Genomic DNA, 13,738 nt, shown 5'->3' on the forward strand with positions numbered 1-13,738 from the left:
AGGCTGAAGCCTTGAGCTTGACTGAGTTGAATGATGGCGCGCTCTTCGACGCTGAGTTCGGAATAGGACATAGGGGCAGCACCGTACCGGAAAGGTCAGGTGTTGCACTCAGTTTTCGCGGCCGCCAAGTGATTTGTTTTGGGGCCGGGCTGCAGGGATTTCGTAGCTGAGATCAGTGGCATCAAGTTGGATGATCAGGGCTCTTTCATGCGTGTCAGTTCGTTGAAGTTGGCTATGTGTAATACCGCGCAAGCGCTCGAACGTCATAAGGATTTTGAATCGTGCATGAGAGCGCATTACCACGTGCTGCTCGTGCCCTATTCGAGACGACCGTTTTTCTACAAGAGTGCCCTTAAATACAGCCGCTTGATGGTGTCGTTTGCATTATTGAGCCAATACTTTTCCACACCGCTGCCGTTGTTGGCAGAAGTTAAAGCCTTGTGCGTAACGCGCAAATATTGTTCGAAAAACAGCCTGGAATCGATTTTTTTGCTGTTCCGGGCCCTGGGTTTCATGGAGGTTGCGCCGCACCCCGAAGACAGTCGCTTCAGGGTGTATGCACCCTCGGATGAAGCCTGCCGCGAAGCGCGGTTGATGCTCACCGCCCTCACGGAGTCGTTGGCGCTGCTCTATCCCGAAAGGGAAGTGTTCCGGCAGATGCGGGACCTGGATGATCGCGAGTTCCTGGCGCTCTATTTCAAAGGCTTCGCCATGATTCTCGCCGCCGAATTGACGGTGGATGTTTTGCTGCCCGAATGTTATTGGCTGGTGAAGCGCGACGCCGGCCATCTGTTGATGCTGGCGATCTACAACGACGCCTTTGCCCCTGAGAACGACCGCGCCACCTTCCGGTCGTCTTCCTACCTGGCCTTGGCCAAGCAACTTTCCGTGTCCAAGACCCACATTATCCGTATGGTGCAGGAGGGGGTTGAAAAGGGTTATTTCAAAGCCCACTCCAAAACCCGGCTGGAAGTTCTGCCACCCTTTGCCAGCCTGGTAAAGCGGTTCATGGCCTTTTCATTTGCGATGGGCCTGCATGCTATTGAGATGGGAGCGTAAGGATGCCTGCTAACTTGAAGTTGCGGCCCAGAATGCGCAGTTTGTTGTCACCTGCGGTGACCCAAGCCGAAGGGGTAGGGATTATTGCCTGGGTCGGCATGCTCCTGATTCCTGCGGCCCTGAAGTTGAATTTTTATATGTTGGGCGTCACGGTGGGCCTGCTGATTGTTTGCCGGGTACATGCTACCACCACGAACTTTCTGCTCTGGCGAGTGCTGGGGGTCACCTATATGGTGTTGTTGTCCGTCGGCTTCGCTTATCTGATTCATATGAACAAAGAGTTGCGTATCTATGGCCTGCCGTTGGCCGTGACTCTGGTGGTGGGCAGCGCGATCTTGTTTATCAGTGTCCAGGATTACCTGGCCGATGCGCTATTGATCTGGCTGATCCTGTGGCCACCCATGCAGGCGGATATATACGTTGGCACCGAGGTGTATTTGCTGCTGTTCTGCGCGGCGTCGGTGTCCATCGGGTTTATCTTGAGTTATTCCTACTTGAAGAACCTGCGTTCGGTATTGCTGGTGGAAAGCGAGTTTCGCGCCTTGGCCGAGACCGACTACCTGACCTCCATCCTCAACCGGCGCGCCTTTATGCAGAGCTTCGAGAAGTTGCTCGGTGGGGAGCGGGGCGGCTACTTCATCATGTTGGATATCGACAGTTTCAAAGAAAAAAACGATCTGTATGGCCACGACGTGGGGGACAAGATTCTGCGCGCCATGGCCCTTTGCCTGAAAAATGCCAAGGGCAGCCACAGCTTTGGACGGATCGGCGGGGAAGAGTTCGGCGTGTTATTGCAGGGCGACGATGTGGAGGTGGCCTGTGATTATGCCCTGGACTTGTTGCAAGCGATCCGCAGCAGTGTGCCTGCGCCCCACCATTACACCTGCAGTGCGGGGATGGCGCGTTTTTCGCCGGGCGACGAGTTGTCGGCCGTACTCAAGATGGCGGACAAGAACCTGTACGGCGCCAAGCGCAATGGCAAGGATTGTGTGCACCTGGACGGCGCGCTGCTAAAGGCGGTCTTGTCCTGAGGCTTGGCGTCTAGTGCAAAGGTATCTGCACAACTTTCCAAGTTGCAGCAGCCAACGCTAACCACGATGCGAAGCGAGCCGCTCTTGATCTTGATCTGCTTTTGATCTTAAGCGCCCCGTTAAACCACGCTGGCGGAAAGTGGCTGTTACCGCAGGAATGGATATGTACTCGGTATAACTGTGCCGGCTGTCAGGCCGCCTTCGCGAGCAAGCCCGCTCCCACAGTTGGATTGTGGGGTGTCAGGTAGATATGGGGCGACTGTCAGGCCGCCATCGCAGGCAAGCCAGCTCCCACATTTGGATCGCGGTGCGTCAGCTAGATCAGCGCCGGCTGTCAGGCCGTTACGGGAGCAAGCTCCCTCGCCACAGGCCCGGCGTCGCGCCGAAGTTATGCGTCTAGTGTTGTGACAACACGCTGGCCAGCAACCCAGGGAAGCGGCTTTCCAGCTCGTCACGGCGCAACGAGTTCATATGGGTGGTGCCCACATTGCGGGTGTGCACCAGGCCGGCATCGCGCAATACCCGGAAGTGATGGGACATGCTGGACTTGGGACGCCCCCCGTCGAGTTCGCCACAGGTGGCCTCTGGCACGTTGGCCAGGTAGCGCACGATGTCCAGGCGCACGGGGTCGCTCAAGGCGTACAGCACACGCTCAAGCGTCAATTCTTGCGGGGTAGGGTGTTTGAAGGCTCGCATGGGGCGGATCATAACAGGGGGGTAGCGTTCAATACCATAGTTCGATTACCATCGAACTATCGAATCACCCACCCCTTCCTGGAGTTCTCAATGTCGGCTTTGTTCGAACCGTTCAAACTCAAAGATGTGACCTTGCGCAATCGCATTGCTATCCCCCCGATGTGCCAATACATGGCCGACGACGGCATGGTTAACGACTGGCACCACGTCCACCTGGCCGGCATGGCCCGTGGTGGCGCCGGCCTGCTGGTAGTCGAGGCCACCGCGGTCGCCCCTGAAGGACGCATCACCCCAGGCTGCGCCGGGATCTGGAGCGACGCCCACGCCCAGGCATTCGTGCCCATGGTCAAGGCCATCAAGGCCGCCGGTTCGGTGCCGGGCATTCAGATCGCCCACGCCGGTCGCAAAGCCAGTGCCAATCGCCCCTGGGAAGGTGATGACCACATCCCGGCCTCCGATCCCCGTAGCTGGGAAACTATCGCCCCCTCTGCCATCGCGTTTGGCGCCAACTTGCCCAACGTACCGCGTGCCATGACCCTGGAAGACATTGCCCGCGTGCAGCAGGACTTCGTCGACGCGGCTCGCCGCGCTCGCGATGCCGGCTTTGAATGGATCGAGCTGCACTTTGCCCACGGCTACCTGGGCCAGAGCTTTTTCTCTGAGCATTCCAACCAGCGTACCGATGCCTACGGTGGCAGCTTCGACAACCGCAGCCGCTTCCTCCTCGAAACCCTGGCTGCGGTGCGTGAAGTCTGGCCGGAAAACCTGCCGCTCACCGCCCGGTTCGGTGTGATCGAATACGACGGCCGTGATGAGCAGACCCTCACCGAGTCCATCGAACTGGCCCGCCGTTTCAAGGACGGTGGCCTGGACCTGCTGAGCGTCAGCGTCGGCTTTACCATTCCTGACACCAACATCCCATGGGGCCCGGCCTTCATGGGCCCGATTGCTGAGCGTGTACGCCGTGAAGCCGGTATTCCGGTGACCTCGGCCTGGGGCTTCGGCACGCCGCAGCTGGCGCAAGGCGCACTGCAGGCCGGGCACCTGGACCTGGTCTCGGTGGGGCGCGCACATTTGGCTGACCCGCACTGGGCCTACTTTGCCGCCAAGGAACTGGGCGTTGACAGGTCCTCCTGGACCTTGCCGGCGCCTTACGCGCACTGGCTGGAACGCTATCGCTGAGGTATGCCTGCGCGTTGCATGAGCCACTCGATTGAGTGGCTTTTTTTCGCCTGTGGTTTTTGCGTTACCCACTGGAGACACAGCAGATACGTGAAAAATAACAAATGAGAACCGATATCAAACGAGAATGCCTTGATATATGATGCGCGGCGAATTCTTGGCAGGTTTGCCGTCCCATCTGGCTCATTCACTAGGTTCTACACCCATGCGTCGTACCCTGATTTCCATCTGTGTGCTCCAGGCGTTTTCCCCCTTCGCGTGGGCAGAGCAGGCACCTGCCGAGAACACCAGTATCGAGCTGCAAGCGACCAATGTGACCGCCACCGCGGACCTTGAGTCGGCCCAAGGCCCCGTGCAGGGCTACCACGCCACACGCTCAGCCAGTGCGACGCGCACCGACACCGCCATTCATGAAACCCCGCAGTCCATCAGCGTAGTGTCCAAGGACGTGGTCGAAGACCTCGGTGCAACACGCTTGCAGGATGCCCTCGATTACGCCGGCGGCGTGGGCCGTGCCAACAATTTTGGCGGCCAGGGCCTGACCACCTTTACCGTACGCGGCTTCACCACCGGTGAGTTCTACCGCAACGGTTTCCCGATCAACCGCGGTTACCCGAACATGCCGGACGCCAACACCATCGAGCGTCTGGAAGTGCTGCGCGGCCCCGCGACCATGCTCTACGGCCGTGGCGACCCAGGCGGCACCTTCAATGTGGTGTCCAAGCAACCGCTGGCCGAACGCACCGTCACCCTGGGCAGCCAGCTCAATGACCAGGGCATGAAGCGCGGCACCCTGGATGCCTCCGGCCCGCTGGACGAGGAAGGCCGCCTGGCCTATCGCCTGAACGTAGTGGGCGAGGGCGGCGACACCTTCCGCGATCACGTCGAGACGGAACGCTACGGCGTGACGCCGGTAATCACCTGGCAGGCCACCGATGACACCAAGGTGACCTTCGAAGGCGACTTCATGCGCAACAACCACCCGCTCGACCGTGGCCTGACGCGCTTCCCCAACCAGCGCGGCACGCCCTCGCGTGATACGTTCTGGGGCGACAAGGACGCTGGCAAGCTGCACAACGACAACAACATGGCGCAGTTGCGTTTCGAGCATGCACTGAGCGACAACTGGACCCTGGGCGGCGGTTTCCAGTGGTTGGATGGCAGTTTGAAAGGCAATGCCATCGAAGCCAACGGGCCGGGCAGCCTGGGCGCTGATGGCCGCACCCTGCAACGCAACTTCAACTACCGCAAGCTGGAATGGACCGACAAGGACTATCAGCTCAACCTGACCGGGCACTTCTCCACTGGCGGCTTCGATCACACCTTGCTCACCGGTATCGAGTACGAGGACTACGACTACAAGTCAATTATCCAGCGTTCCAGCGCCGCAGCGGGCACCTATCCAATTGACATCTTTGACCCGGTGTACGGTCAACCCCGTCCGGCACTGACCCGTACGCCGACCCACGACAAAGAAAACCTCAAGACCTACGCCGCTTTTGTACAGGACCAGGTCGCCCTCACTGAGCGGCTGAAAGTACTGGCCGGTGCTCGCTTTGAGCGGTTCGAGCATGACTACCAGAACTATGTAGGTAAAAGCTGGCAGGCCGCCGACAACGCCGTCACCCCGCGCGTGGGTGTGATCTACGACCTCACCGACACCGTCGCGGTCTATGCCGATGCCGCGCGTTCGTTCAAGCCCAACACCGGCGCCAGCCGCGAAGGCGGTGGTTTTGCGCCGGAGAAAGGCAAGTCCTACGAGATGGGTATCAAGTGGGAGGCGCTGGACCGGCAGTTGAGCGTGGATGCGGCGATCTATCAGATCGAGAAGAAGAACGTGCTGACCACTGATCCCGTGGACAATACCTTCAGTGTCGCGGCCGGCCAGGTGCGCAGTCGGGGCTTCGACCTCAATGTGGCAGGCAACCTCACGCCCGAATGGCGCGTGATCGGCGGTTACGCCTATGTAGATGCCGAAGTCACCCGTGATAACACGTTGCGCTCCGGCACACGCTTGATGAACATCCCGCGCAACAGTTTCAGCCTGCTCAACGTCTACGAGTTCCAGGACGGCGCGCTCAAAGGCCTGGGCCTGGGCGCCGGCGGCAAGTACGTCGATCAACGTGCCGGCCAGACCGCCAATACGGCATTCTCCATGGACGCCTATACCGTGGTCGACCTGCTCGGCTACTACAAGGTCAATGAGCATGTGCGCTTGAACCTGGATGTGAAGAACCTGTTCAACCGCGATTATGAAGAAGGCGCGTTCGGCAATATCTACGCCTACCCCGGCGCACCGCGTACCGTGCAGGTGGGCATCGCCTACACCCTGTGATGAACAGCTGCGGTACCACGCAGGGCCGGTGGCGAGGGAGATTGCTCCCTCGCCACAGGGGCCTGCATCAGCTTCACCTGTCAGGTTTGACAGTAGACACTGGCGGGCGATCGAGGGATGTTTGCTCGTAACGTGCCAGCGCAGCGGCCGGCGCTCATTGCTTTTCGAAGCCACGCTTAATAGGGATATTAAAAATGGAACGGGAACTGATCGAGAAAGCTGAAGACCTGATCAAAAAGACCAACGATGCCGAGCGTCTGTTCACCCGGTACGCCACCAAGTGCTACACATCAGCCTTGCAAAAATATGCCAAGGAGATCAGCGAAACCTCCTATACCTATCTGCTGGCCGAGCTGGCCGAAAGTTCGCTGAGTTCGGAAATTCTCGGCCGTCCAGGCGCCAATATCAGCCTGGTCAGGATCGAGATAGAGGAGGTCATGCTCGAAGCCGATGTGATCAAGAAATTGAAGCGGGCCGAAACCCATTACCTGGAAACTCTGGAATCGGTGCGCAAGTTCGAAGACCTTAAACGCTTCGAGAAAATGCAGGACACGTCCGATATCGTCCGCTCGATAAAACTTGGCGTGTCACGTTTCAATATCCTGTTTGTCATCTTGCTGATCGGTGGGTTGACCTGGGCGGCAATCAATCTGCCTAAAGAAGCCTTGGCGTTGATTTCCGCTGCGATCGGCGGCGCCATCACTCACTTGCTGTCCGAGCGCCAGGCCGTGCTGGCGCTGAAAAAAGAGGGCGATAACACCTGCCCCAGGGCCAACAATAACAGTCAGGAATGACGCGGGCTCACAACGGCGTCAACACATTCATCACTGTATCCAGCGCCACCCGCGTGTCATCCAGTTGCACCAGCGACGCATGCCGTGCGCCCAGGGCATCGCGGTTCTGGATCGCCGTGAGGATCGCTTTGTGCCGAGGCAGACTCAGGCCCTGGATATCCGGACGGCGGTTGGTGATGTTGATCGACTCGCGCAACGGCAGCGAGAGCATGTTGCACATATAGGCGAGCAGGTCGTTGCGGGTGGCGTCGGCAATCGCGCGGTGGAAGTCCAGGTCGGCCTGTAACAGGTCCTCGTGGGTCTTGGCGGTTTCCATGCCTTGGTAGGCTTGTTCGATGGTGGCGATGTCTTCGTCGGTGGCGGTGGTCGCGGCCATGGCGGCGATTTCCGGTTCGAGAATGCGGCGCACCCCGGCCAGGGTGTTGAAGAACTCGCTGTGGGGCGTGGACTGCATCAACCAGGACAGCACGTCCGGGTCGAGCAGGTGCCATTTCAAGCGTGGCCGTACCACCGCGCCCACCCGTGGCTTGGAATACACCAGGCCCTTGGCGCTGAGCACCCGCGTGGCTTCGCGCAATACCGAGCGGCTGACCTGGTATTCCTCGCACAGCGTGGCTTCCATGGGCAAGCGTTCTTCAGGCTTGAAGCGACCGGAAACGATGTGCATGCCCAAGTCCTGAACGATCTGGGCATGCTGGCTCTTGCGCGGCTTGGGCGGCTGGTGATCCATAACGACGGGGAGGCTCTGGCTTAGATTCGCCGCATCATAGCATCCCAATTAGTGGGAATGCCGTGGGACTTCTGCGCCGCGGCAGCCCACCAGGAAGTCAAAGTCGCAGCCCTGGTCGGCTTGCAGCACATGGTCGATATACAGCTGGCGATAGCCGCCGACGATGAGGTTCTGCGCGGGGGGCAGGTCGGCCATGCGCGCTGCCAGCTCGGCGTCTGGAATATCCAGGTGCAGGCGGCCATTGGCGCAATCGAGTTCGATCCAGTCACCTTCCTTCACTGTCGCCAACGGCCCGCCAGCAGCGGCTTCCGGCGCCACGTGCAACACCACGGTGCCGTAGGCGGTGCCGCTCATGCGCGCATCGGAAATGCGCACCATGTCTGTCACGCCCTGGGCCAGCAGCTTGGCGGGCAGGCCCATGTTGCCGACTTCGGCCATGCCGGGGTAACCCTTGGGGCCGCAGTTCTTCATGACCAGGATCGAGTTGGCATCCACGTCCAGCTCCGGGTCGTTGATGCGTGCCTTGTACATGTCGAAGTTCTCGAACACCACGGCGCGGCCACGGTGCTGCATCAGTTCGGGGCTCGCTGCCGAAGGCTTGAGCACCGCGCCCAGGGGCGCGAGGTTGCCACGCAGTACGCAGATGCCGCCGTCGGCGCGGATCGGGTTGTCCAGCGTGCGGATCACTTCGTCCTGGCCGTAGATCGGCGAATCCTTGGTGTTCTCGCCCAGGGACTTGCCGTTGACCGTCAAGGCGTTGGGGTGGGGGATCAGGTTGGCCTCACCCAGGCGACGCAGCACCGCGGGCAGGCCACCGGCGTAGTAGAACTCTTCCATCAGAAAGCGCCCGGAGGGCTGCAGGTCGACGATGGTCGGCATGCCGCGGCCGATGCGGGTCCAGTCATCCAGGTCGAGTTCGACGCCGATGCGCCCGGCGATGGCTTTCAAGTGGATCACGGCGTTGGTCGAGCCGCCGATGGCCGCGTTCACGCGGATAGCGTTTTCAAACGCTTCCTTGGTGAGGATTTTCGACAGTTTCAAGTCCTCACGCACCATCTCCACGGCGCGCATGCCCGACATGTGCGCCAGTACATAGCGGCGTGCATCCACGGCCGGAATCGCCGCGTTGTGGGGCAGGGAAGTGCCCAGCGCCTCGGCCATGCAGGCCATGGTGGAGGCCGTGCCCATGGTGTTGCAAGTGCCCGCCGAACGCGACATGCCGCCCTCGGCCGCGAGGAAGTCATCCAGGGTGATGGTGCCGGCCTTGACCTGTTCGCTGAGCTGCCACACCACCGTCCCCGAGCCGATGTCCTGGCCCTTGTGCTTGCCGTTGAGCATCGGTCCGCCGGTGACCACGATGGCCGGCACATCACAACTGGCCGCGCCCATCAGCAGCGCCGGGGTGGTCTTGTCGCAGCCGGTGAGCAGTACCACGCCATCAATCGGATTACCGCGAATCGCTTCTTCCACATCCATGCTCGCCAGGTTGCGAGTGAGCATGGCGGTAGGGCGCAGGTTGGATTCGCCATTGGAAAACACCGGGAACTCCACCGGGAAGCCTCCGGCCTCGATCACGCCACGCTTGACGTGCTCGGCGATCTGGCGGAAGTGCGCATTGCACGGGGTCAGCTCCGACCAGGTGTTACAGATGCCGATGATCGGCTTGCCATGGAACTGATGGTCGGCAATGCCTTGGTTCTTCATCCAACTGCGGTACATGAAGCCGTTTTTGTCGGCGGTACCGAACCACTGGGCAGAGCGTAGGCCGGGCTTTTTGTCAGGCATGATCGTTTCTCTTATTGTATGACTATATGTTCTGTGCGTGCTTAAACATAAGCGCAAAATCGCCGCTTTGGAAGTGTTGTTTTGCAAATAGTCATACTATATAGTCGATATTAACTGAGGTATGGCCCTGGCGAATTTCGCCAGAGGCGTCCCCCGAGCTTCTATAAAAACAACAATCGGAGATCGACCCCATGAGCCAGGAACTGCGGCTTATTCGGCGCATCACGCTGAAACTGATTCCCTTCCTGATCCTGCTGTACCTGATCGCCTACGTGGACCGTTCCGCCGTGGGCTTCGCCAAGCTGCACATGGGCGCTGACGTGGGCATCGGTGACGCCGCCTATGGCCTCGGTGCCGGGTTGTTCTTCATTGGCTATTTCCTGTTTGAGATTCCCAGCAACCTGATGCTCGACCGCTTCGGCGCGCGGCGCTGGTTTGCGCGCATCATGATCACCTGGGGCGCCATCACCATCGGCATGGCGTTCGTGCAGGGGCCGCACAGCTTCTATGTGATGCGCTTTCTGCTGGGCGCGGCGGAGGCGGGGTTCTTCCCCGGCGTGCTGTACTACATCACCCAGTGGTTCCCGGTGCGCCATCGCGGCAAGATCCTCGGGCTGTTCATCCTCTCCCAACCTATTGCAATGATGATCACCGGCCCGGTGTCCGGCGGTTTGCTCGGCATGGACGGCATCCTTGGCCTGCATGGCTGGCAGTGGCTGTTCATCGTGATCGGCACCCCGGCGATCCTGCTGACCTGGCCGGTGCTGCGCTACCTGCCGGACGGCCCGAAGCAGGTCAACTGGATGAGCGAGGAAGAAAAAGCCTGGCTCACCGGCGAGCTGCACAAAGACCTGCAAGCCTACGGCCAGACGCGCCATGGCAACCCTTTGCATGCGCTCAAGGACAAGCGCGTATTGCTGCTGGCGCTGTTCTACCTGCCGGTGACCTTGAGCATCTACGGCCTCGGCTTGTGGCTGCCGACCCTGATCAAGCAGTTTGGCGGCAGCGACCTCACCACCGGCTTCATCTCCGCGGTGCCCTATATCTTCGGCATCATCGGCCTGTTGATCATCCCGCGCAGCTCCGACCGCTTGAACGACCGTTACGGCCATCTCGCCGTGCTCTATGTACTGGGCGCCATCGGCCTGTTCTGCAGCGCCTGGCTTAACGTGCCAGTGCTGCAAATGGCCGCGCTGTGCCTGGCGGCGTTTGCAATGTTTTCCTGCACCGCCGTGTTCTGGACCCTGCCGGGGCGCTTTTTTGCCGGCGCCAGTGCGGCGGCCGGTATTGCCTTGATCAACTCGGTGGGCAACCTCGGCGGCTACATCGGCCCGTTCGTGATCGGTGCGCTCAAGGAGTACACCGGCAACCTGGCCTCAGGCTTGTATTTCTTATCCGGTGTGATGGTGTTCGGGTTGCTGCTGACCCTCGTGGTCTACCGCTTGCTGGAACGCAAGCACGTGCTGCCCGTTGACCAATTCGCCGCCAGCGCCCGTGGCGCCACACGTACTTAAATCCAGGAGAACCTGCATGCGTTTAGTTCAGTTCGAGTTGAGCAACGGTGAGCGCCGCGTCGGCGTGGTAGAAGGCAACCAGGTACGCGAAGTGCGCGGCGCCCACAGCGTGCGTGAGCTCGCGCTGGCCGCCATCGATGCCGGCGGCAAGTTGCAGCAACAGGTAGAAGCCCTCGGCCTGGGCGGCAGCCATGACTACGCCGCCTTGTTGGCGGAACACAAAATCCTGCCGCCGCTGGACCACCCGGACCCAGCCCATATGCTGATCAGCGGCACTGGCCTCACCCACCTGGGCAGTGCCTCGGCCCGCGACAAGATGCACCAGCAGGCCGGCGACGACAGCGCGATGACCGACACCATGCGCATCTTCAAATGGGGCGTGGAGGGCGGCAAACCAGGCGCCGGCCAGGCCGGTGTGCAACCGGAGTGGTTTTACAAAGGCGATGGTAGCATCGTCGTGCGCCCGGGCCAGGCCTTCCCGGTGCCGCCGTTCGCCGAAGACGCCGGCGAAGAGCCGGAAATCGGCGGCCTCTATGTGATCGGGCATGACCGTAAACCCTATCGCCTGGGTTTTGCGGTGGGCAACGAGTTCTCCGACCATGTGATGGAGCGCAAGAACTACCTGTACCTGGCCCATTCCAAGCTGCGCAGTTGCAGCTATGGCCCGGAGTTGCGCGTGGGCGAACTGCCCGAGCATCTGGCGGGCACCAGCCGCATCCTGCGCAACGGCGAGGTGATCTGGCAGAACGAATTCCTCAGTGGCGAGGCCAATATGTGCCACAGCCTGGAAAACCTCGAATACCACCACTTCAAATACAGCCAGTTCCTCAAGCCGGGTGATGTGCACATTCACTTCTTCGGCACCGCCACCTTGTCATTCGCCGACGGTATACGTACCCAGCCGGGCGATGTGTTCGAGATCAGCCAGGCTGAATTCGGCGCGCCGTTGATCAACGGTATCGGCAGCAGCGATGCGGCATTTGAACCCGGCCAAGTCACCCCCCTTTAAGGAGATCAACATGACCCAGTTCCTCGGCCACAACTACATCGGCGGCCAGCGCAGCGCCAACGGCAGCACCAAGCTGCAAAGTATCGATGCCACCACCGGCGAAGCCTTGCCCCAGGATTTCTACCAGGCCACTGCCCAGGAAGTGGACGCCGCCGCCCAGGCCGCGGCCCAGGCTTACCCGGCCTATCGCGCCTTGAGCGCCGCACGGCGTGCGCAGTTCCTGGATGCGGTGGCCGATGAGCTGGACGCCTTGGGCGATGACTTCGTCGAACTGGTCTGCCGCGAAACCGCCTTGCCGGCCGCACGCATCAAAGGCGAACGCGGGCGCACGAGCGGCCAGATGCGCTTGTTCGCCACCGTGCTGCGCCGCGGTGACTTCTACGGCGCGCGTATCGACAAGGCCTTGCCAGAGCGCCAGCCGCTGCCGCGCCCGGACCTGCGCCAATACCGCATCGGCCTCGGCCCGGTGGCGGTGTTCGGCGCCAGCAACTTCCCCCTGGCATTTTCCACGGCTGGCGGCGACACCGCTGCCGCGCTGGCCGCCGGTTGCCCGGTGGTGTTCAAGGCCCACAGCGGCCACATGGCGACCGCCGAGCGCGTGGCCGATGCGATCATTCGCGCTGCCGAGGCCACCGAGATGCCAGCCGGCGTGTTCAATATGATCTTTGGCGGAGGCGTCGGTGAGGCGCTGGTCAAGCATCCGGCGATCCAGGCGGTAGGCTTTACCGGCTCGCTCAAAGGCGGCCGCGCCCTCTGCGACATGGCCGCGGCGCGCCCGCAACCGATCCCGGTGTTTGCCGAGATGTCGAGCATCAACCCGGTGATCGTGCTGCCCCAGGCGCTGCAAGCCCGCGCTGAAAGCATTGCCCGTGACCTGACCGCGTCGGTGGTACAAGGCTGCGGCCAGTTCTGCACCAACCCGGGCCTGGTGATCGGTATCGCCTCGCCTGCGTTCACCGCGTTCACTCAGCAGGTCGCGCAATTGATCGGCGAGCAACCGCCACAAACCATGCTGAATGCCGGCACCCTGGGTAGCTACGGCAAGGGCCTGGAAAACCTCCGGTCTCACCCGGGCATCCAGCATCTGGCGGGCAGCGCGCAATCGGGCAACCAGGCGCAACCGCAACTGTTCAAGGCGGATGTACGTCTGTTGATTGACGGCGATGAAGTGCTCCAGGAAGAAGTCTTCGGCCCCACCACGGTGTTCGTCGAAGTGGCCGACCAGGCCCAACTCAGCGCCGCCTTGCAGGGGCTGCACGGGCAATTGACCGCCACGCTCATCGGCGAACCGACCGACCTGCACCAGTTCGCCGAACTCACGCCCCTGCTGGAACAGAAAGTCGGGCGCATCCTGCTCAACGGTTACCCCACTGGCGTGGAGGTGTGCGATTCCATGGTTCACGGCGGGCCGTACCCGGCGACTTCCGACGCCCGTGGCACCTCGGTCGGCACCTTGGCCATCGACCGTTTCCTGCGCCCGGTGTGCTTCCAGAACTACCCTGATAGCCTGCTGCCCGACGCGTTGAAAAACGCCAACCCCTTGCGCATTCAGCGGCTGGTAAATGGCACGCCATCGCGCGAATCGCTGTAACTGATCAGGAGG

At 61.0% G+C, this 13,738-nt stretch carries 11 protein-coding genes; 8 read left to right on the forward strand and 3 right to left on the reverse strand.

The annotated features are described in order from the left end of the window. Positions 1 to 207: 207 nt before the first annotated feature. Positions 208 to 1,059: a hypothetical protein gene (locus JJD66_RS25650; protein WP_169922168.1), complete on the forward strand. Its 852-nt coding sequence runs from the start codon at positions 208 to 210 to the stop codon at positions 1,057 to 1,059. 2 nt (positions 1,060 to 1,061) lie between these two features. After that, positions 1,062 to 2,090, forward strand: coding sequence for a GGDEF domain-containing protein (locus JJD66_RS25655; RefSeq protein ID WP_200649331.1), 1,029 nt, complete (start codon positions 1,062 to 1,064; stop codon positions 2,088 to 2,090). A gap of 396 nt (positions 2,091 to 2,486) precedes the next feature. Here the strand turns inward: JJD66_RS25655 and JJD66_RS25660 are convergent, their stop codons facing one another. Then, positions 2,487 to 2,786, reverse strand: coding sequence for an ArsR/SmtB family transcription factor (locus JJD66_RS25660; protein WP_003190545.1), 300 nt, complete (start codon positions 2,784 to 2,786; stop codon positions 2,487 to 2,489). Between the two features lie 90 nt (positions 2,787 to 2,876). On the opposite strand from JJD66_RS25660, the gene JJD66_RS25665 reads away from it, so the two are divergent. The 3 genes from JJD66_RS25665 (at position 2,877) to JJD66_RS25675 (ending at position 7,097) form a co-directional block, all read left to right on the forward strand. Further along, positions 2,877 to 3,968, forward strand: coding sequence for an NADH:flavin oxidoreductase/NADH oxidase (locus tag JJD66_RS25665; RefSeq protein WP_200649332.1), 1,092 nt, complete (start codon positions 2,877 to 2,879; stop codon positions 3,966 to 3,968). 205 nt (positions 3,969 to 4,173) lie between these two features. After that, positions 4,174 to 6,303 (forward strand): TonB-dependent siderophore receptor, encoded by a 2,130-nt coding sequence (locus JJD66_RS25670; RefSeq protein WP_200649333.1) that lies wholly within the window; start codon positions 4,174 to 4,176, stop codon positions 6,301 to 6,303. Between the two features lie 194 nt (positions 6,304 to 6,497). After that, positions 6,498 to 7,097 (forward strand): hypothetical protein, encoded by a 600-nt coding sequence (locus tag JJD66_RS25675; RefSeq protein WP_034126738.1) that lies wholly within the window; start codon positions 6,498 to 6,500, stop codon positions 7,095 to 7,097. A 7-nt stretch (positions 7,098 to 7,104) separates the two neighbouring features. Here JJD66_RS25675 and JJD66_RS25680 read toward each other — a convergent pair whose 3' ends face one another. After that, positions 7,105 to 7,827 carry a FadR/GntR family transcriptional regulator gene (locus JJD66_RS25680; RefSeq protein ID WP_034126739.1) on the reverse strand — a complete coding sequence of 241 codons (723 nt, stop codon included), beginning with the start codon at positions 7,825 to 7,827 and terminating at the stop codon, positions 7,105 to 7,107. Between the two features lie 48 nt (positions 7,828 to 7,875). Then, positions 7,876 to 9,612, reverse strand: a complete 1,737-nt coding sequence (locus JJD66_RS25685; RefSeq protein WP_003190553.1) for an IlvD/Edd family dehydratase — start codon at positions 9,610 to 9,612, stop codon at positions 7,876 to 7,878. 191 nt (positions 9,613 to 9,803) lie between these two features. Here JJD66_RS25685 and JJD66_RS25690 point away from each other — a divergent pair, with 191 nt between their 5' ends. Genes JJD66_RS25690 through JJD66_RS25700 form a run of 3 tightly spaced genes read left to right on the forward strand, consistent with a single transcriptional unit; the run spans position 9,804 to position 13,726 of the window. After that, positions 9,804 to 11,126, forward strand: a complete 1,323-nt coding sequence (locus JJD66_RS25690; RefSeq protein ID WP_200649334.1) for an MFS transporter — start codon at positions 9,804 to 9,806, stop codon at positions 11,124 to 11,126. 16 nt (positions 11,127 to 11,142) lie between these two features. Then, complete coding sequence (araD1, locus tag JJD66_RS25695; protein ID WP_060763640.1) at positions 11,143 to 12,135, forward strand: AraD1 family protein; 993 nt, start codon at positions 11,143 to 11,145, stop codon at positions 12,133 to 12,135. A 10-nt stretch (positions 12,136 to 12,145) separates the two neighbouring features. Further along, positions 12,146 to 13,726 (forward strand): aldehyde dehydrogenase (NADP(+)), encoded by a 1,581-nt coding sequence (locus JJD66_RS25700; RefSeq protein WP_200649335.1) that lies wholly within the window; start codon positions 12,146 to 12,148, stop codon positions 13,724 to 13,726. The last annotated feature ends 12 nt before the right edge of the window (positions 13,727 to 13,738 follow it).

The organism is Pseudomonas sp. MF6751 (assembly GCF_016613265.1).
In the GTDB taxonomy this organism is placed as follows: Bacteria; Pseudomonadota; Gammaproteobacteria; order Pseudomonadales; family Pseudomonadaceae; genus Aquipseudomonas; species Aquipseudomonas fluorescens_BV.